Below are 19025 nucleotides of genomic sequence, written 5' to 3' on the forward strand. Positions count from 1 at the left end.
GCTTGTGAAGGGGCGCACGAGCGACCCCCTCGAAGGGGGTGGATACTCGATGGCATGAGCACCACGGAGCGTCCCAGGATCCTCGTAGTAGGCGGTGGGTACGTAGGCCTGTACGCAGCTCGACGCATTCTGAAGAAGATGCGCTACGGAGAGGCGACCGTCACGGTCGTCGACCCGCGCTCGTACATGACGTACCAGCCCTTCCTCCCCGAAGCTGCGGCCGGCAGCATCTCGCCTCGGCACGTCGTCGTCCCGCTGCGACGCGTGCTGCCCAAGGCGGAAGTCCTCACCGGCCGGGTCACCACCATCGACCAGGACCGAAAGGTCGCCACGATCGCGCCGCTCGTCGGCGAGGCGTACGAGCTGCCTTTCGACTACCTCGTCATCGCGATGGGCGCGGTCTCCCGCACCTTCCCGATCCCCGGTCTCGCCGAGCAGGGCATCGGCATGAAGGGCATCGAGGAGGCCATCGGCCTGCGCAACCACGTCCTCGAGCAGCTCGACAAGGCCGACTCCACGACCGACGAGGAGGTCCGCCGCAAGGCGCTGACCTTCGTCTTCGTCGGCGGTGGCTTCGCGGGTGCGGAGACCATCGGCGAGGTCGAGGACATGGCCCGCGACGCGGCGAAGTACTACACCAGCGTGAAGCGCGAGGACATGCGCTTCGTGCTCGTCGACGCCGCGGACAAGATCCTCCCCGAGGTCGGCCCCAAGCTCGGCCAGTACGGCAAGGAGCACCTGGAGAGCCGCGGGGTCGAGGTCTACCTCTCGACGTCGATGGACTCCTGCGTCGACGGCCACGTGGTCCTGAAGAACGGCCTCGAGGTCGACTCCAACACCATCGTGTGGACCGCGGGCGTCAAGCCCAACCCGGCGCTGCAGCGCTTCGGTCTGCCGCTCGGCCCGCGCGGCCACGTCGACACCCAGACGACCCTCCAGGTCCAGGGCACCGACTACATCTGGGCCGCGGGCGACAACGCCCAGGTGCCGGACATGGTCGGCCGCAAGGCGGGCAACGAGAACGCCTGGTGCCCGCCGAACGCCCAGCACGCGCTGCGCCAGGCCAAGGTCCTCGGCGACAACGTGATCTCCGGCATGCGGGGCTTCCCGCAGAAGGAGTACAGCCACGCCAACAAGGGTGCGGTCGCCGGTCTCGGCCTGCACAAGGGCGTCGCGATGATCGTCATGGGCAAGATGAAGATCAAGCTCAAGGGCCGTCTCGCCTGGTACATGCACCGCGCGTACCACGGCATGGCGATGCCGACGTTCAACCGCAAGATCCGCGTCTTCGCGGACTGGACCCTCGGCATGTTCCTCAAGCGCGAGGTCGTCTCCCTCGGTGCGATGGAGACGCCGCGCGAGGAGTTCTACGAGGCGGCCAAGCCCGCGCCGAAGCCGGTGGCGAAGGCCGAGCCGGCCGTGGCTCCCGTCGAGGAGAAGGCCAAGGCGTCCTAGCGGACGGCTGAAGCGAACCGAAGGGCCCCCTGCCATCCGTGGTGCAGGGGGCCCTTCGGCGTTCCCGGAGCCGGCAGAGACTCATGGCGCCTACATGTATTTTGCTCATCCGTAACGCGGCAACGGGACTGCGGTGGCGCCCTGTTGGTGTTTACGTGGTGTTGGACCGTTCCGTTCCGGGATCCGTTCACCACGGAGGTGTGCGCCATGCAGGACGCCGCACTGCGGCTGAAGAACCTCGCCGAGCAGCTGTTGGGAGGACCGCTTCCCCTGCGCATCCGCGCCTGGGACGGCTCCGAGGAGGGCCCGCCCGGAGCCCCCGTACTGGTGGTACGTCACCGTCGCGCCCTGCGCCGCCTGCTGTGGAAGCCGGGCGAACTGGGGCTCGCCCGGGCCTGGGTGGCCGGGGACATCGATGTCGACGGGGATCTGTACCGGGCGCTCGACGCGATGGCCGGGTTCATCTGGGAGCGGGGCGAGGAGGCGAAGAGCCTCGCGCAGTCGCTGCGCGACCCGGAGGTCCGGGCCGCGGCCCGCTCGCTGCTCGCCCTCTCCGCGCCGTTCCTGCCGCCCGCCCCGCCCCGCGAGGAGATGCGCCGGCGCGGCCGCCTCCACCTGCACACCAAGGGCAGCGACCGGCAGGCCATCAGCCACCACTACGACGTCGGCAACGACTTCTACGAGCTCGTGCTCGGCCCGTCGATGGTCTACTCGTGCGCCTACTGGGAGTCGCCGGACGCCACGCTTGAGGAGGCGCAGCGCGACAAGCTCGAACTCATCGCGCGCAAGCTCGACTTGAAGCCCGGCATGCGGCTCCTGGACGTCGGCTGCGGCTGGGGCTCCATGGCCATCCACGCGGCCCGCGAGCACGGCGTGAGCGTCGTCGGCGTGACCCTCTCCCAGGAGCAGGCCGCCTACGCCCGCAAGCGGGTCGCCGACGAGGGGCTCACCGACCGGGTGGAGATCCGCGTCCAGGACTACCGCGACGTGCGGGACGGCCCGTACGACGCGATCTCCTCCATCGGCATGGCCGAACACGTCGGCGCCGAGCGGTACTTGGAGTACGCGGAGGACCTGTACGCCCTCCTGAAGCCCGGCGGGCGGCTCCTGAACCACCAGATCGCGCGGCGCCCGCAGGCCGACGAATCGGCGTACTCGGTGGACGAGTTCATCGACGCGTACGTGTTCCCGGACGGTGAGCTCGCCCCGGTCGGCAGCACCGTGTCCCTGCTCGAACGCGCCGGGTTCGAGGTGCGCGACGTGGAGGCCATCCGCGAGCACTACGCCCTCACGCTGCGCCGCTGGGTCGCGAACCTGGAGGCCCGCTGGAAGGAGGGCCAGCGCCTCACCTCGCCGGGCCGGGCGCGCGTCTGGCGCCTCTACATGGCGGCTTCGGCCCTCGCCTTCGAGCGCAACCGGATCGGGGTCAACCAGGTCCTGGCGGTGAAGACGGAGGAGAGCGGGGCGGCCCGCATGCCGCTGCGGGCGCGCGACTGGCGATAGCCGCGCCGCCTTCCGTACGGACGAAGAAGGGCCCCGTGCGGGATCGCACGGGGCCCGACTCGCGCAGCGCTACTCGGACTTGATCGCCTGCAGCGGGTTCAGCCGCGCGGCGGACCGGGCGGGCCAGACGGCCGCCAGGACGCCCACGAGCGCCGCGATCCCCAGGAAGATCGCGATGCGGCCGACGGGGACCTCCATCGCGTACGTCTTCACGGTGTTGCCGATCGTGCCGCCCGCGACCCAGCCGAGGAAGAGGCCGAGGCCGATGCCGAGCACCGCGCCGAACAGGGAGATGACGACCGACTCCAGGCGCACCATCTGCTTGACCTTCGCGCGGTCGAGGCCGATGGCCCGCAGCATGCCGATCTCGTGCTTCCGCTCGAAGACCGACATCGCCAGGGTGTTGATGACGCCGAGCACCGCGATCAGGATCGCCATGGCGAGCAGCCCGTACAGCATGTTCAGGAGCATGTTGATGGCGCCGCCGATCTCGTTGCTGATCGCCTGCTTGTCCTGGATCTTGATGGCGGGGTTGTCGCCGAGGGCCTTGACGACGGCGTTCTCGGCCGTGTCGGAGGCGCCGTCCTTCATCTTCAGCAGGACCTGCTGGTCGGCGATCTTGTCGAGGTGCGGGTCGACGACGGAGGTCGGCGTGAACAGGCCGCCGATCATCTCGTTCTGCTCGTAGACGCCCGCGACCTTCAGGTTCACGGTCTTCTTGTCGTCGAACTTCACGGGGACGGTGTCGCCCGCCTTGAGGCCCTTCTCGTCGGCGGTCTCCTTGTCGACGAGCGCCGCGTTGCCCTTGAGGCCGGCGAGGGAGCCGCTGGTGAAGTCGAGGCTGACCAGCTTGCCGAAGTCCTTGGCGTCGACGCCGGAGATCTTGCTGTAGCTGCCGTCGGCCTCGCCGTAGGCGGTGCGCAGCGGGGAGCTCGCCTCGACGCCGGGCAGCGCGGCCAGCTTCTTGTGGACCTCGGGGGCCAGCGGCTGGTAGTTGGCCATGGAGACGGTGTAGTCGGCCTTCAGGGAGCCGGCGGCCATCTTGTTGATGGCGCTGCTCATGGAGGTCGCGACGACCGTCATCGCGGTGATGAGGGTCAGGCCGATCATCAGGGCCGAGGCCGTGGAGGCGGTACGGCGCGGGTTGCGCACCGAGTTGAGCCGGGACAGCTTGCCGGTGACGCCGAAGGGCTTCAGGAGCGGGGCCGACGCGGCGATGAAGGGCCGGGACAGCAGCGGGGTCAGGACGATGACGCCGACGAGGGCGACGGCGGCGCCGCCGGACTTCACGTAGTTGTCGTCCATGAAGAGCATGAGCACGCCGAGGGCGACGATCAGCGAGCCGATGGTGTTGCGGACCACCAGGCCGCGGACGGTCGGCGTCGCGTGCACGCTGTTCATCGCGGCGACCGGCGGGATCTTCGCGGCGCGGCGGCCCGGCAGCCAGGCGGCCAGCATGGTCACGACCACGCCGATGAGCAGCGCGACGAGGATCGTCGTCGGAGCGATGACGAGCGGCCCGTCGGGCAGCGAGGCGCCCGCGGAGTTCATCAGGGACTCCAGGCCCACGGCCACGCCGATGCCGAGCGCGAAGCCGGTGACGGCGGCGACCAGGCCGACGATGCCCGCCTCGATGAGCACGGAGCGCGTCACCTGGCGGCGCGAGGCACCGACGGCGCGCATCAGGGCGAGCTCCTTGGTGCGCTGGGCGACCAGCATGGTGAAGGTGTTGGCGATGATGAAGATGCCGACGAAGAGCGCGATCCCGGCGAAGATCAGCAGGACCTGGCTCATCGAGCTGGTCTGCTGCTCGATCATGGAGTCCTGGTCGGCGGAGAGCTGCGCGCCGGTCTTGGCCTCGGTGTCCTTCGGCAGGATCTTCTCGACGGAGCCCTTGAGCGCGCTCTCGCCCGTCCCGGCGGCTGCCTTGACGTCGATCTCGTCGTACTCGTTCTTGCCGAGGACCTTGCGGGCGGTGTCGTTGTCGAAGACGACGAGGGAGCCGCCCGCGAGGACGCTGCCGTCGTCGGTGTCGAAGATGCCGCTGACCTTGGCGGTCTTCACGGGCCCGTCGGTGGAGAAGCGGACGGTGTCGCCCACCTTGTAGCCGGTGCGCTCGGCGGTACGGGAGTCCAGGGCGATGCCCGCCGCGGACGTCGGGGCGGCGCCCTCGGTGAAGGTGTACCGGGGGTCCTTGCCGTCCTTGCCCGGGTAGTAGTTGGCGCCGGTGGTGCCCCACTCGCCGCCGACCAGCTTGCCGTCCTTGTCGGCGAGCGCGGTGAAGCCGGAGACGCCGCCGATCGCGGAGTCCGCGCCGGGCAGGGAGGCGGCCTTCTTCAGGAGGCCGTCGGTGAGCCGGGGCGTCGTCTTGGCGTCCTGGCCGTCGTTGTCCGGGGAGGCGCCGCCGTCCGGCTGGATGGCGACGGAGACGTGGTCGAAGCTCTTCGCCGACTTGTTCTTGTAGGCGTTGCCGAAGGTGTCGGTGAAGACCAGGGTGCCGGAGACGAAGGCGACGCCGAGCATGACGGCGAGCACGGTCATCAACAGCCTGGCCTTGTGCGCGAGCACATTGCGCAGGGCGGTACGGAACATGGGTGTGAAGTCCTGGTGAGGGGCGAGCCGGAGGGGGAGGGCGCTGAACGGGCTTAGCTGGTGCGGCCCTTGGCGTCGAAGTGCTTCATGCGGTCGAGCACGCCGTCCGCCGTAGGACCATGCATCTCGTCGACGACGCGGCCGTCCGCGAGGAAGATCACGCGGTCCGCGTACGCGGCGGCCACCGGGTCGTGGGTGACCATGACGACGGTCTGGCCCAGCTCCCGCACGGAGTTGCGCAGGAAGCCGAGGACCTCGGCGCCCGAGCGCGAGTCCAGGTTTCCGGTCGGCTCGTCACCGAAGATGATCTCGGGCTGCGAGGCGAGCGCGCGGGCCACGGCGACGCGCTGCTGCTGGCCGCCGGAGAGCTCGGTCGGCCGGTGGCTGAGCCGCCCGGAGAGGCCGACCATGGAGATCACCTGCTCCAGCCACTGCTTGTCGGGCCTGCGGCCCGCGATGTCCATGGGGAGCGTGATGTTCTCCAGGGCGGTCAGGGTCGGCAGCAGGTTGAACGCCTGGAAGATGAAGCCGATCTTGTCCCGGCGGAGCTTGGTGAGCTGCTTGTCCTTCAGGGACCCGAGCTCGGTCTCGCCGATGCGCACCGAGCCGCTGCTGAAGCTGTCGAGCCCGGCCACGCAGTGCATCAGCGTCGACTTGCCGGACCCCGAGGGGCCCATGATCGCGGTGAACTCGCCCTTGCCGAAGTCGACGGAGACCCGGTCCAGGGCGACCACCTGGGTCTCGCCCTGTCCGTAGACCTTGGACAGATCCGTGGCGCGCGCGGCCACGGCGGTGGCGCGGTGGGCGAGGGGTGTGGTGGTCACGGGCGGGTGCTCCTGTCGTGCGACTGCTGGGGACGCGCCCCGGCTGGGGACGTGTTCCCATCCTCGGCGCCGATTTCCCCGGAGTAGTCAGCCGCTGTTCCCGTTCCCGGGGCCCTCTGCGGTCGGACCCGGGGCGCCCGTGTCATACCTGGGGATGACGGCCTCCCCTGAGAAGAGGAACCGCTCCCGGAGTCGCTCACGGCGGCTAAATTCCGTCATTCCCGACTGGAGCCGCTGTCAGGGCCCGCGGCCGGGGAAGCGCCTCCGGCAAGTACCGATGGCTCATCACCTCGGCTGATGCACCCTCAGACGTCAATAAAATAAGACAACGTTGCGCTGTCGTTCCGCTGTTTGGGGGATAGGTCCCGATAGGGTCAAAGCCCTGATGCGGAGCCCCACGGCCTGCCCGGATGGTGGAATGCAGACACGGCGAGCTTAAACCTCGCTGCCCCTCGGGGGCGTGCCGGTTCGAGTCCGGCTCCGGGCACCTCCGTGACACTGGCCGTCTCCCCCTGTATGTGGCGGATATGCCTGAGGGAGCATCAGTTCACGCGTGGGGCAAGGGAGTTGAATCGGGCCGCCGTGTGCAGATCCGCCTCGATCGCCGCCGCCGTCTCGCGCAGGGCGGGCAGCAGGGCGTCGCGGGCGGCGTCCAGGGGTGTGACCCCGGGGTGCTGGGCGACGTTCAGGGCCGCGATCACCCGGCCGTCCGCGTCCCGCAGCGGCACCGCGACCGAGCGCAGCCCCTCCTCCAGCTCCTCGTCCGCCGTCGCGTACCCGTCCTCGGCCGCGCGGTCCAGCAGGGCGAGCAGGGCGGCGCCGTCCGTGACCGTGCGCCGGGTGAGGGGCCGGGGCGCGGCGGCGGCGAGGGCGCGCTCGCGGTCGGGGCGGGGGAGCCCGGACAGCAGGACGCGGCCCATGGCGGTGGCGTACGCCGGGAAGCGGGTGCCGAGCGTGATGTGGACGCTCATGATGCGCACCGTCGCCGCCCGCGCCACGTACAGGATGTCGGCGCCGTCGAGGACGGTCACCGACGCCGACTCGTGCACCCGGTCCGTGAGCCGGCGCAGATGCGGCTCGGCGAGCTCGGCGAGGCCCAGGCGGGAGAGGCGGGCATAGCCGAGTTCGAGGACGCGGGGGAGGGGGCGGTAGTGGCGGCCGTCGTGGGCCGCGTAGCCCTCGGCCCGGAGGGTGTGGAGCAGGCGGCGGGCGGTGGCGCGGGGCAGGCCGGCGGCGTCGGCGAGCGCCGTCAGGGGCAGTCCGTCGCCGCCGGCCCGGCCGAGGGCGCGCAGGACGGTGAGGCCGCGGGCCAGGGACTGGAGGTAGGCCGCGCCCAGTTCGCTCCTGGGGTCCGCCGCGCTCGGGTGATGGTCCGTCAGCAGCGGTGCGGGCGGCGGGGGTTGAGTGGGGAGCAGCGGGGTGAGGGCCTCGGCCTCCGCGCGCAGGCGGGGCAGGACCGCCGCCGCGAGGCCCGCCGCGGTGTGCCTGCTCGTGTGGCTCACCGCGGACAGGGCGCAGCGGGTGCGTCCCGCCCGGTCCTGGACCGGGACGGCCACGGCGATCAGGCCCGGCTCGATCAGCTGGTCGTCGAGGGCGTGGCCCGCGGCGCCCGCGGCGGCGACGCGGGCGGCGAGGTCCGGGGGGTCGGCGGTGGGGTGCGGCGGGAGCGCGGGGAAGGCGCGGCCGCCGGGGTCGGCGGCGCGGCGCTCGCGCCAGGCGGCCCAGCGGTCCTCGTCCCAGTCGGCGGCGAACAGGGCGCCGGGCGCGCACCGTTCGGGGGGCAGCAGGTCGCCGATGCGGAAGGCGACGGAGAGGGCGCGGCGGCGGGCGGCCTGGGCGGTGAAGCGGACGCCGTCGCCGTCCGGGACGGCCAGGGACACCGACTCGTCCAGCTCGTCGGCGAGCGCGGCGGTACGGGCGGCGATCGCGCCCTGCGGGTCGCCCGCCGCCAGGTAGGCGTTGCCGAGCTCCATGAGGCGGGGCGTGGGGTGCAGGTCCTGGCGGTGCTCGCGGACGTAGCCGAGGTGGACCAGGGTCGCCACGACGCGGTCGACCGTGGAGCGGGCCAGGCGCGTCGCCCGGACCAGGTCGCTCGCCCGCGCCTGCCCGGCGTCCGTGAGGGCGCGCAGGACGGCGAGGCCGCGCTCCAGGGGGCGCACGGACTCTTCGGGCTTGGCGGGCATGGGGCTCCTTTGTGCCGAACGGGAGGTGCGGAAGTTCCTCGGTGTTCCTTGGTGCACGACCGTTGACAGCGCCCCGCCACGGTCCGAGACTCCCGTGCGCACAGTATGAACGAAAGTTCACCAGGCGAACAGGCCGGGTGGCCACGCGGGAGGGGAACGGCACATGCGCACCACCGTCGGGATCATCGGAGCCGGGCCCGCCGGGCTCCTCCTCGCCCGCCTCCTGCACAACGCGGGCATCGACGCGGTCGTCCTGGAGAGCCGCGACCGCGCGTACGTGGAGCAGCGGCAGCGGGCCGGGATCCTGGAGCAGGGCACCGTCGACGTGCTGCGCGCGGCGGGGGCCGGGGCGCGCATGGACCGCGAGGGGCTGCCGCACGACGGGATCGAGCTCCGCTTCGACCGGCGCAGGCACCGCGTCGACTTCCCGGCCCTGACCGGCGGCAGGTCGGTGATGGTGTACGCGCAGACCGAGGTGTGCAAGGACCTCATCGCGCTCCAACTCGCCGACGGCGGGCCGCTGTTGTTCGAGGCGGAGGCGCTCGCGGTGGAAGGGCTGGAGGGCGCAGGGAGCGAGCGGCCGCGGATCCGCTACCGGCACGAGGGCCGCGAGGAGGTCCTCGACTGCGACTACATAGTCGGCTGCGACGGCTTCTGGGGGGTGTCCAGGAAGGCCGTACCGCAGGGCGTCTCGCGCACGTACGAGCGCACGTACCCCTTCGGCTGGCTCGGCATCCTCGCCGATGTGCCGCCCTCCCACGACGAGTTGGTCTACGCCCGCCACGACCGCGGCTTCGCCCTCCTCTCCATGAGGTCGCCCACCGTGACCCGCGCCTACCTCCAGGTCCCCGAGGGCACCGACGCGCACGACTGGAGCGACGCCGAGGTCTGGGACGAGCTGGACCGGCGCCTGGAGACCGACGACGCCTGGAAGCTGGAGCGCGGGCCCGTCACCGCCAAGTCCGTGACGCCGATGCGCAGTTACGTGCACGAGCCGATGCGGCACGGGCGGCTCTTCCTCGCCGGGGACGCCGCGCACATCGTGCCGCCGACCGGGGCCAAGGGCCTCAACCTCGCGGTCGGGGACGTCGTCACGTTCGCCCGCGCGCTGATCCACCAGCGCGGCAGCGGCGATCCGGCGCGCCTGGACGCGTACTCCGCGACCTGTCTGCGCCGCGTCTGGCAGGCCGAGCGCTTCTCGTACGCCATGACGACCCTCCTGCACCGCGGCCCCGACGCCACCCCCTTCGACGACCGCATCCAGCTGGCCCGCCTCGACCGCATCACCACGTCCCGCGCGGCAGAGACGGACCTCGCCTCCGCCTACACCGGTTTCCCCCTCGACTGAGAGACGGCCATGCAGCAGACCCCGCAGCACACCTCGCAGCACACCTTCAGATCCGTCGCCCCCGTCATCGCCCTGTGCTGGCTCGTCGTCTTCTTCGACGGGATGGACGTCAACATCTACGGGGCCGTCCTGCCCCACCTCATCGACGACCCGGACCTCGGCTTCAGCCCCGGCACCGCGGGCACCATCGGCAGCTGGACCACCTTCGGGATGCTGCTCGGCGCGCTCGCCGCCGGGACGCTCACCGACTGGGCCGGGCGCAAGCCGATGGTCACCGGGAGCGTGGTGCTGTTCTCGGCGGGCTCCGCGCTGTGCGCGCTGGCGCCGAGTGCCGAGGTGTTCGGGGGCGGGCGGTTCCTGGCCGGGCTCGGGCTCGGCGGGCTCATGCCGATCGGGCTTGCGATCGTCGCCGAGTTCGCGCCGCCGGGGCGGGCCGCCCTCGCCACCGGCCTGATGATGACCTCGTACCACGCGGGCGGCATGGCGGCCACGGGCATCGGCCTCGCCGTCGCGCCCGACCACGGCTGGCGGTGGGTGTTCTGGGCGGGCGTCGTCCCCGCCGTCGTCGCCGTGCCGCTCGTCCTGAAGTGGCTGCCCGAGTCGCCGGGCGTGCTGCTCGCCAAGGGGCACGCGGACCGGGCCGGGGCCGTCGCCGCCCGCTACGGGCTGCCCGCGCCGACGCCCGCCGAGGCCCCCGAGGCGGGTGCGCGGGGCCGGTTCGCCGCCGTCCTCTCCCTCTTCGCGCCGGGCTCGCGCCTGGCCACCCCGCTCCTGTGGATCGCCTCCTTCGCCGGGCTCCTCCTCGTGTACGGGGTCTCCACCTGGCTGCCCGAGCTGATGCGCGCCTCCGGGTACTCGCTCTCCTCCTCGGTCACCTTCCTGATGGTGATCAACGCGGGCGGCATCGTCGGCATGCTGCTCGCCGGGCGCGCGGCCGACCGCTTCGGGGCCGTGAAGGTCTCGGCGCTCTGGTTCCTGCTCACCGCCTGCGGGGCCTTCCTGCTCAAGGCGGAGCTGCCGCTGGGCGTCGCCTACGCGGTCGTCTTCGTGACGGGCGTCTGGCTCTTCTCGGCGCAGGTCATGGTGTACGCGACGGCCCCCTCCGTCTACACACCCGCACAGCGCGCCACCGGCCTCGGCTGGGTGACCGGGGTGGGGCGGACCGGGGCGGTCGTGGGGCCCTGGCTCGGCGGCGCCGTGATCGAGGACGGAAACGCCTCCCTGGGCTTCACCACGTTCGCGGTGGCCGCGATACTCGGGGCCGTGGCGATCTCGTTGGTGCCGCTGGTGCGGCGGAGGAGCCGTACGGACCGTACGGGCGGCCGGAACACCGGGGGCTCGGTGAGCGTTGCCCGTAGCAGATGGGGAAAGATCCTCCCTGAGCAGTAGGGCCAGATCTTTGCCAGCCCATTACCCTTGAGCCAAGGCCCACACACCGTTGGCCATGGAGGAGTGAAATGAGGAGCAGTAACCCGGTCTTCTCGCGACGGGGGTTCAGCCGCGACAACGGCTACGCCGGCTTCGGCGCGCAGCCGCAGGCCGGGGGACCCGCCGTAGGGACGCAGGGCAACCCGTACGCCCAGGGCAACCCGTATGCCCAGGGCACCCAGGGCAACCCGTACGCGAACAACCCGTACGCCCAGCAGGACCTCCAGCACGGCGCGCCGCAGGCGCCCGTCACCACCGCGGGCCGCATGACGATGGACGACGTCGTCATGCGCACGGCCACCACACTCGGCATCCTCGTCGTGACGGCGGCGCTCGCCTGGGCGCTCCTGCCGGTCGACGACGCCAACATCAGCAAGTCGTACGGCATCGCGATCGGCGCCGGCCTCGTCGCGATGGTGCTCGGCCTGGTCCAGGCGTTCAAGCGCAAGGCGTCCCCCGCGCTGATCGTTTCGTACGCGGCGCTCGAGGGCGTCTTCCTCGGCGTCGTCTCCAGCGTCGTCGACAACCGCATCGCGAGCGGCGCGGCCATGCAGGCCGTGCTCGGCACGATGGCGGTCTTCATCGCCGTCCTGGTGGCGTACAAGGCGGGCTGGATCCGCGTCAACCGCCGTTTCTACGGCTTCGTGATGGCGGCCGCGCTCGGCTTCCTGCTGCTCACGGCGGTGAACCTGCTGTTCATGGCCTTCGGCGGCGGTGACGGCCTCGGCTTCCGCAGCGGTGGCCTCGGCATCGTCTTCGGCATCGTCGGCGTGCTGCTCGGCGCCTGCTTCCTGGCGCTCGACTTCAAGCAGGTCGAGGACGGCATCGCGTACGGCGCCCCGAAGGAGGAAGCCTGGCTGGCGGCCTTCGGCCTGACGATGACGCTGGTCTGGATCTACATGGAGTTCCTGCGGCTCATCGCGATCCTGCAGGGCAACGACTGACGGCTCTGACGGCCCCGTTCGGGGCGTGAGACGCCCGAAGGGCCCGCGGACCACCCGGTCCGCGGGCCCTTCGTCGTAGGTGCGTATCAGTGAGGGGACTTCATGGGGGAGTCAGAGCAGTCGCCGCGATGCTCGCCGCAGGTCGTACTCGTGGATGATCGCTTTCGCGTGGCCGTACGCGAGGTTGTGCTCGGCGCGGAGCCAGCTGACCTTCTCCTCGAACCGGAAGAGAGCGGGGCCTTCGTCAACTGCGCGCAGCCAGTCGGAGACTTCACGGCCGGTGCAGTGGGGGATGCGGGCGAGCAGGTTGCGGTGGGTCTCCTCAGAGAAGACTTGGGACATCGGCGCCTCCGGACGCGTCGCGATGTGTTCCGTCCTTCACGCCACCGTGCCTGAGCGTTGGGGTGTTGGCAACAGTCCCGGCTTGGCGCATAGGGTCGCGGAGTGCTTGATACGACGCCTTTGACGACTGCCGTGGACCATTTCGCCGACCGGCTCAGGGCGGCGCCGCAGAGCCGCCTGCAGCGCGGGGCCGCGGCCGAGGCGCTGGCTCTGGCCAGGGAGTTGGCGGTGCGGGCGCAGCGCATCGAGTCGCCGGACGCGGAGCCGCGCGAGATGCCGGACGCCGGGATGTTCGCCGCCGCCGACCAAATCGTCGTCGCGGGGCGGGATTTGGCCGTCGTACTGGACGATCCGGCCGATCTCGCGGACGCGGTCACGCTGGTCGAGGAGGCGGTGCGCAGAGCGGGGGTCTGAGGGAGCCCCGCTCCGGCGTAGGCAGTCGTACGCGCCGCCCGGCCTCACACAGAGGCGATGACGCGGTCCGCCAGGATGTAGACGTTCTCGGAGCCGCACTCGAAGGTGAGGGCGTAGGCGCCGGAGACGCCGGAGCCGCCGAGCAGGAACGGGGTGCGGCCGTCGCGCAGGGCGGCCGCGAGCAGCTCCGCCGTCTCGCGGTGGCCCGGGGTCATGCAGAGCGTCGTGCCGTCGGCGAAGACGTACACGTCGAGGGTGCCGAGCGGGCCCGGGCGGACGTCGGCCAGCGCGGTGCGGGCGTCGGCGAGCTCCTCCAGGCAGGCCACGGTGCGCTCGTGGTCGCCGGGGCCGTCCGAGACGGGCGACTGGACCGGGACGAAGTCCGGGTGCGAGGGGTGGCGGCGGCGGGCCGCGGCCAACTCCGGGGACTCCCCGGCGAATTCGTCGGTCGTCGACTGCTCGGGGAAGGGCTCGACGACCGGCTCCAGGCTGTCCGACTCCAGGCCCGCGAGGTCCGACTGGCGGGGCAGGAACAGCTCGTCGGTGATGCCGGGCAGGCCGCTCAGCAGAGAGGGGGCGTCCGAGACGTCACGCGCCTCCTGGGCGGCCCAGAACGCCCGCGCCTCGGCCAGCTCGCGCTCCCGCTCCTCGGCGAGGGCCTCGGCGACGGCCGCGCGTATCTCGTCGGTGTCCGGAGTGGAGCGGGCGGCGGGCACCGAGGGGTGCTGCTGCCCGGTGCCGACGGCCGAGCGGTACTCGGCCAGCTCGGCACGGAGAACTGTGATCTCAGCGAGCTGCTTCCGCAGGCCGCGCACGGTGAGCAGGGCGGCAGCGCCCACGGCCGTGGCAGCGGCCGTGGAGAGCAGCAGGGCAAGAGGCATGGCGCTCACTGACGTACTCCCGGTTTCAAGTCGACCCCCGACTTCCTACATCAGCTTGAAGCCTGCACGATCCACCTGTCAGTGCATAACGTCACGAATTGGACAGGTCTTTCGGCCCGGGGTTTAGGTGCAGAACGCTCTGACCTGCACATATATGTCTCCCCCAGGAGATTGGTCACATCCTGGGGGAGATTGGATCACGAACAGGTGGAGGGCAACGGTCCGCTCACGGCCGCCTGCTCCCTGTTGCCGGCGCGGTCGTCAGCGGCGTCGGCGTCGTCAGCTGAGGCGCTCGATGACCATGGCCATGCCCTGGCCGCCGCCGACGCACATGGTCTCCAGGCCGAACTGCTTGTCGTGGAACTGGAGGGAGTTGATGAGCGTGCCGGTGATGCGGGCGCCCGTCATGCCGAAGGGGTGGCCGACGGCGATGGCTCCGCCGTTGACGTTGAGCTTGTCGATGTCGACGCCCAGGTCCCGGTAGGAGGGGATGACCTGGGCGGCGAACGCCTCGTTGATCTCGACCAGGTCGATGTCGTCGATGGTGAGGCCGGCGCGCTTGAGGGCCTGCTTGCTGGCCTCGACCGGGCCGAGGCCCATGATCTCGGGGGAGAGGCCGGTGACGCCGGTGGAGACGATGCGGGCGAGCGGGGTGAGGCCGAGCTCGCGGGCCTTGGTGTCGCTCATGATCACGAGGGCGGCGGCGCCGTCGTTCAGCGGGCAGCAGTTGCCGGCGGTGACCAGGCCGTCGGGGCGGAAGACGGGCTTGAGGCCCTGCACGCCCTCCAGGGTCACGCCCGCGCGCGGCCCGTCGTCCTTGCTGACGACCGTGCCGTCGGGGGTGGTGACCGGGGTGATCTCGCGCTCCCAGAAGCCGTTCTTGATGGCTTCCTCGGCGAGGTTCTGCGAGCGGACGCCGAACTCGTCCATGTCCTGGCGGGTGACGCCCTTGACGCGGGCCAGGTTCTCGGCGGTCTGGCCCATCGCGATGTACGCGTCGGGGATCAGGCCGTCCTCGCGGGGGTCGTGCCAGCCGGAGCCCGTGGACTCGGCGACGGCCTTGGTGCGGGCCTCGGCGTCGGCGAAGAGCGGGTTGTGGGTGTCCGGGAGGCCGTCGCTCGACCCCTTCGCGAACCGGGACACCGTCTCCACGCCCGCGGAGATGAAGACGTCGCCCTCGCCCGCCTTGATGGCGTGCAGGGCCATGCGGGAGGTCTGCAGGGAGCTGGAGCAGTAGCGGGTGACGGTGCAGCCCGGCAGGTGGTCCATGCCCATCTGTACGGCGACGATGCGGCCGAGGTTGTGCCCCTGCTCGCCGCCGGGCAGACCGCAGCCGAGCATCAGGTCGTCGATGTCGCGCGGGTCCAGCTCGGGCACCTTGGCGAGCGCGGCCTGGATGATCGTGGCGGTCAGGTCGTCGGGGCGCAGCTCCTTGAGGGACCCCTTCCCGGCGCGGCCGATCGGGGAGCGGGCGGCAGAAACGATCACGGCTTCGGGCATCACGGCTCCAGGAGGGGTTGCATGTTGCTTGCAGCAGGCAGGACCGTGAGGGAAGTTACCCGTACGTACCGCAAAGGTCACGGTCGTGGACGTGTGACCCCGGACGCATTTCTAAGCGGGCGCTCAGGCCGCTTGGCCCCGGTGGGACCGTGGGGGCCCCTTCGAGAGGGTGCCCCCGAAGGGGGTCACTCCGCTGCGAGGGGGACCGCTGCTTCCGGTGCCGTGATGCGACGGCGGCGGCGGCGCTTCAAGAGGGCCCACGGGCCGCGCGGTCCCGTCGGCATCGCGGCCGCGACCTCCGTGCCGCCCTCCGCCGCCGCCTGGGCCGCGGCCCGTGCCACCGGCAGGAAGCCCTCGTGGCGGGAGGCGTCGGGGCGCTCCTCCTCGGGCCAGAGGCCGAGGGCCGCGCAGAGGGTGGGCAGGACCGCCATCGCCGCCGTCGCATAGCCCTCCGCGGAGGGGTGGTAGTTGTCCGGTCCGAACAACTCCCGTGGGTTCGCGGCGAATTCGGGGCCCAGCAGGTCGCCGAGCGAGACCGTGCGGCCGCCCTGCTCCACCACGCCGATCGTCTGCGCGGCCGCGAGCTGCCGGGAGACGCGGCGGGCCAGCCAGCGCAGGGGCTGGTAGACGTTCTCCACCGTGCCGAGGTCGGGGCAGGTGCCGACGACCACCTCGGCGCCTGCGGTGCGCAGCCTCCGTACCGCCGCCGACAGATGACGCACCGACCGCGTCGGCGGCATCCGGTGCGTCACGTCGTTCGCGCCGATCATCACGACGCAGACGTCCGGCACCCACCCCCCGTCCGCGAGGATCAGCGTCACCTGCCGGTCCAGGTCGTCCGACTGGGCCCCCGGCAGCGCCACGTTGCGCAGCTCCACGGGCCGCTCGGCCACCGCCGCGAGCCCCGAGGCGAGCAGCGCCGCCGGGGTCTGCCGGGCCCGGTGCACGCCCTGGCCCGCGGCCGTCGAGTCGCCGAGCATGGCGAACCGTACGGGCTCGATGGGCTCCAGGACCGGGCCGTAGTGGTCCGTGCGCGCGAACGCGCCGCCGTAGCGGCCGTCGGCGCGGGGCGGATCGGTCCGCTCTCCGTTGCCCACGCTGCGCTTCGCCAGCTGCACCTCGGCGAGCACCACGCCGACCGCCGCCGCCCCGACCAGCCCGATGCCGCCACCGCCATACGCCGCACCCGCGGCGATCCGCCGTGCCACCCTCGCCCTCGACATGCCCCGCAGCCACCTCCGCGAAAATCGTGCGCAGCCGTTCACCCAACCATTGCCCAGTCGAGGCGGTCGGCCAATCGCAATCGAAGGTGAACTGAAAGCGGTCCCTTTAGGCTGACCGCACCAATCCGTCGCACTACATCGCAGCCCGGAGACAACGGTGCAATTCCACGACTCGATGATCAGCCTCGTCGGCAACACCCCGCTGGTGAAGCTCAACAACGTGACCGCGACAGCGGGCATCCAGGCGACCGTCCTCGCCAAGGTCGAGTACTTCAACCCCGGCGGCTCCGTGAAGGACCGCATCGCGCTGCGCATGATCGAGGCGGCCGAGCAGAGCGGTGACCTCAAGCCGGGCGGCACCATCGTCGAGCCGACCTCCGGCAACACCGGTGTCGGACTCGCCATCGTGGCCCAGCAGAAGGGCTACAAGTGCATCTTCGTCTGCCCCGACAAGGTGAGCACCGACAAGATCAACGTCCTGCGCGCATACGGCGCCGAGGTCGTCGTCTGCCCGACCGCCGTCGACCCCGACCACCCGGACTCGTACTACAACGTCTCCGACCGCCTCGTCCGCGAGACGCCGGACGCCTGGAAGCCGGACCAGTACTCCAACCCCAACAACCCCCTCTCCCACTACCACTCCACCGGCCCCGAGCTGTGGGAGCAGACGGAGGGGAAGATCACCCACTTCGTGGCGGGCATCGGGACGGGCGGCACCATCTCCGGGACCGGGCGCTACCTGAAGGAGGTCTCCGGCGGAGAGGTGACGATCGTCGGCGCCGACCCCGAAGGGTCCGTCTACAGCGGCGGCTCCGGGCGGCCGTACCTCGTCGAGGGCGTCGGTGAGGACTTCTGGCCGACCGCGTACGACCGGGGCGTGACCGACGAGATCGTCGCCGTCTCCGACAAGGACTCCTTCCAGATGACGCGGCGCCTCGCCAAGGAGGAGGGGCTGCTCGTCGGCGGCTCCTGCGGCATGGCCGTCGTCGCGGCGCTGCGGGTCGCGGAGCGGCTCGGGCCCGACGACGTCGTGGTCGTGCTGCTCCCGGACAGCGGGCGCGGCTACATGAGCAAGATCTTCAGCGACGAGTGGATGAACGACTACGGCTTCCTGGAGGAGCCCGGCGACCAGCCGCGCGTCGGCGATGTGATGGGCCGCAAGGAGGGCGGCGCGCTGCCCTCGCTGGTCCACATGCACCCGGAGGAGACCGTCGGCGAGGCCATCGACGTGCTCCGCGAGTACGGCGTCTCGCAGATGCCGATCGTGAAGCCGGGCGCCGGGCACCCGGACGTGATGGCGGCCGAGGTCATCGGCTCGGTCGTGGAACGGGAGCTGCTCGACGCGCTGTTCGCCCAGCGCGCCTCGCTCTCCGACCCGCTGGAGAAGCACATGTCGGCGCCGCTGCCGCAGGTCGGCTCGGGCGAGCCGGTGGCGGACCTGATGTCGGTGCTCGGCGCGGCGGACGCGGCCATCGTGCTGGTGGAGGGCAAGCCGACGGGGGTCGTCAGCCGCCAGGACCTGCTGACGTTCCTCGCGGCGCAGCAGGGCCAGAAGGGCCAGTAGAACCAGCGGGGCCACCGGTCAAACACCGGTGCCGGCAGGGAACTTCGCGGAAGTGGTACGCACGTGTCACGTCCGCGCAGCACCCGCTTAACACGGCACCGGCAGAGTTCTCGGTGTCGGCGTCAAGGACCTCCGGAGCGGCTCCCGGACCTCCACGGACGCCGGACGCGAGGCCCGGCCCTGACCCGGCCCGCGTCCCTCGCGGGGACCGCCGTCGTCCCGCCCCCTGGAAACCCCGGGGGTGCGGCGGTCCCCGCGCTCAGCTTGTGGCGCCCGGCCTTCGGCCCGGGTGGGTCAGTCGTCCCACTCCGACTTCTTCTCCCGCCGGCGGCCGCCGAACAGCGGCAGCGCGCCCGAGGCGTGCACCGCGTTCACCCCCACGATGCCGACCCAGGTCACCAGGAGGCCCGGCAGGTGGGCGTTGACCGCGGCGATCGCGGAGAGCGGGATGGCGAGGATCAGGGAGACCAGGCCGAAGCCGAAGCGCTCGCCCCAGCCGTCGGTCGGCTGCGGTGAGCGGGCGCCGCGCGCGACGACCATCTGCTGCTCGGCGAGCTGGCGCCGCACCCGCCGGTCGACGGTGGTGTCGATGCGCTGCTCGACCTTTTCCAGGAACGAGTCGACGAGCGCCGACTCGTACTCGTCGCCGAGCTCTCTGCGGGCGTGCAGAGCGGCGTCGAGTTCCTTCTTGAGCTCGGCGGAGTCAGCGGAGTCATGGGCAGCTTCCATGGTTCCCACGGTACGGAGCCGGGGCGCCGTCGGCAGTGGGGCTAACCCCCCTTTCGTGGCGGGGCCCACCCCCCGGGGCCACCCGGGAAGCGGGC

At 71.5% G+C, this 19025-nt stretch carries 15 protein-coding genes and 1 tRNA gene; 8 read left to right on the plus strand and 8 right to left on the minus strand.

Features of this window, described 5'->3' with window-relative positions; all coding sequences use genetic code 11:
• Positions 1-54 precede the first annotated feature (54 nt).
• Together ACQB60_RS13100 and ACQB60_RS13105 are read left to right on the plus strand one after the other, a co-directional pair.
• Positions 55-1455, plus strand: coding sequence for an NAD(P)/FAD-dependent oxidoreductase (locus tag ACQB60_RS13100; RefSeq protein WP_496926088.1), 1401 nt, complete (start codon positions 55-57; stop codon positions 1453-1455).
• 207 nt (positions 1456-1662) lie between these two features.
• A complete protein-coding gene (locus ACQB60_RS13105; RefSeq protein ID WP_496926089.1) occupies positions 1663-2958 on the plus strand; it encodes a class I SAM-dependent methyltransferase in 1296 nt (431 codons plus the stop codon).
• A 69-nt stretch (positions 2959-3027) separates the two neighbouring features.
• Here ACQB60_RS13105 and ACQB60_RS13110 read toward each other — a convergent pair whose 3' ends face one another.
• Positions 3028-5550: an ABC transporter permease gene (locus tag ACQB60_RS13110; protein WP_496926090.1), complete on the minus strand. Its 2523-nt coding sequence runs from the start codon at positions 5548-5550 to the stop codon at positions 3028-3030.
• A gap of 53 nt (positions 5551-5603) precedes the next feature.
• Complete coding sequence (locus ACQB60_RS13115) at positions 5604-6374, minus strand: ABC transporter ATP-binding protein (RefSeq protein ID WP_496926091.1); 771 nt, start codon at positions 6372-6374, stop codon at positions 5604-5606.
• 404 nt (positions 6375-6778) lie between these two features.
• On the opposite strand from ACQB60_RS13115, the gene ACQB60_RS13120 reads away from it, so the two are divergent.
• Positions 6779-6861 (plus strand) — tRNA-Leu (locus tag ACQB60_RS13120).
• Positions 6862-6916: 55 nt separating this feature from the next.
• On the opposite strand, the gene ACQB60_RS13125 is transcribed toward ACQB60_RS13120, so the two are convergent.
• Complete coding sequence (locus ACQB60_RS13125) at positions 6917-8557, minus strand: IclR family transcriptional regulator domain-containing protein (RefSeq protein ID WP_496926092.1); 1641 nt, start codon at positions 8555-8557, stop codon at positions 6917-6919.
• Positions 8558-8720: 163 nt separating this feature from the next.
• On the opposite strand from ACQB60_RS13125, the gene ACQB60_RS13130 reads away from it, so the two are divergent.
• The 3 genes from ACQB60_RS13130 (at position 8721) to ACQB60_RS13140 (ending at position 12277) form a co-directional block, all read left to right on the plus strand.
• Positions 8721-9905, plus strand: coding sequence for a 4-hydroxybenzoate 3-monooxygenase (locus tag ACQB60_RS13130; protein WP_496926093.1), 1185 nt, complete (start codon positions 8721-8723; stop codon positions 9903-9905).
• Positions 9906-9914: 9 nt separating this feature from the next.
• The gene (locus tag ACQB60_RS13135; protein WP_496926094.1) at positions 9915-11294 is read left to right on the plus strand and encodes an MFS transporter; all 1380 of its coding nucleotides are present in this window, start codon (positions 9915-9917) and stop codon (positions 11292-11294) included.
• Positions 11295-11362: 68 nt separating this feature from the next.
• Positions 11363-12277: a Bax inhibitor-1/YccA family protein gene (locus tag ACQB60_RS13140; RefSeq protein ID WP_496926095.1), complete on the plus strand. Its 915-nt coding sequence runs from the start codon at positions 11363-11365 to the stop codon at positions 12275-12277.
• Between the two features lie 111 nt (positions 12278-12388).
• Here the strand turns inward: ACQB60_RS13140 and ACQB60_RS13145 are convergent, their stop codons facing one another.
• Positions 12389-12619, minus strand: coding sequence for a DUF4287 domain-containing protein (locus ACQB60_RS13145; protein WP_384840187.1), 231 nt, complete (start codon positions 12617-12619; stop codon positions 12389-12391).
• Between the two features lie 102 nt (positions 12620-12721).
• Here ACQB60_RS13145 and ACQB60_RS13150 point away from each other — a divergent pair, with 102 nt between their 5' ends.
• A complete protein-coding gene (locus ACQB60_RS13150; RefSeq protein ID WP_496926096.1) occupies positions 12722-13033 on the plus strand; it encodes a hypothetical protein in 312 nt (103 codons plus the stop codon).
• Between the two features lie 44 nt (positions 13034-13077).
• On the opposite strand, the gene ACQB60_RS13155 is transcribed toward ACQB60_RS13150, so the two are convergent.
• The 3 genes from ACQB60_RS13155 to ACQB60_RS13165 form a co-directional block, all read right to left on the minus strand.
• Positions 13078-13914 carry a hypothetical protein gene (locus ACQB60_RS13155; protein ID WP_496926179.1) on the minus strand — a complete coding sequence of 279 codons (837 nt, stop codon included), beginning with the start codon at positions 13912-13914 and terminating at the stop codon, positions 13078-13080.
• 279 nt (positions 13915-14193) lie between these two features.
• Positions 14194-15414 carry an acetyl-CoA C-acetyltransferase gene (locus ACQB60_RS13160; protein WP_496926097.1) on the minus strand — a complete coding sequence of 407 codons (1221 nt, stop codon included), beginning with the start codon at positions 15412-15414 and terminating at the stop codon, positions 14194-14196.
• Positions 15415-15599: 185 nt separating this feature from the next.
• Positions 15600-16637 carry an SGNH/GDSL hydrolase family protein gene (locus ACQB60_RS13165; protein ID WP_496926098.1) on the minus strand — a complete coding sequence of 346 codons (1038 nt, stop codon included), beginning with the start codon at positions 16635-16637 and terminating at the stop codon, positions 15600-15602.
• Between the two features lie 157 nt (positions 16638-16794).
• Between ACQB60_RS13165 and ACQB60_RS13170 the strand changes: the two genes are divergently transcribed.
• Positions 16795-18201, plus strand: coding sequence for a cystathionine beta-synthase (locus ACQB60_RS13170; protein ID WP_496926099.1), 1407 nt, complete (start codon positions 16795-16797; stop codon positions 18199-18201).
• A gap of 294 nt (positions 18202-18495) precedes the next feature.
• Here the strand turns inward: ACQB60_RS13170 and ACQB60_RS13175 are convergent, their stop codons facing one another.
• On the minus strand, positions 18496-18930 hold the full coding sequence (locus tag ACQB60_RS13175) for a hypothetical protein (RefSeq protein ID WP_384840201.1): 435 nt from the start codon (positions 18928-18930) through the stop codon (positions 18496-18498).
• Between the last annotated feature and the right edge of the window lie 95 nt (positions 18931-19025).

Source organism: Streptomyces odontotermitis, from assembly GCF_050510915.1.
GTDB lineage: Bacteria > Actinomycetota > Actinomycetes > Streptomycetales > Streptomycetaceae > Streptomyces.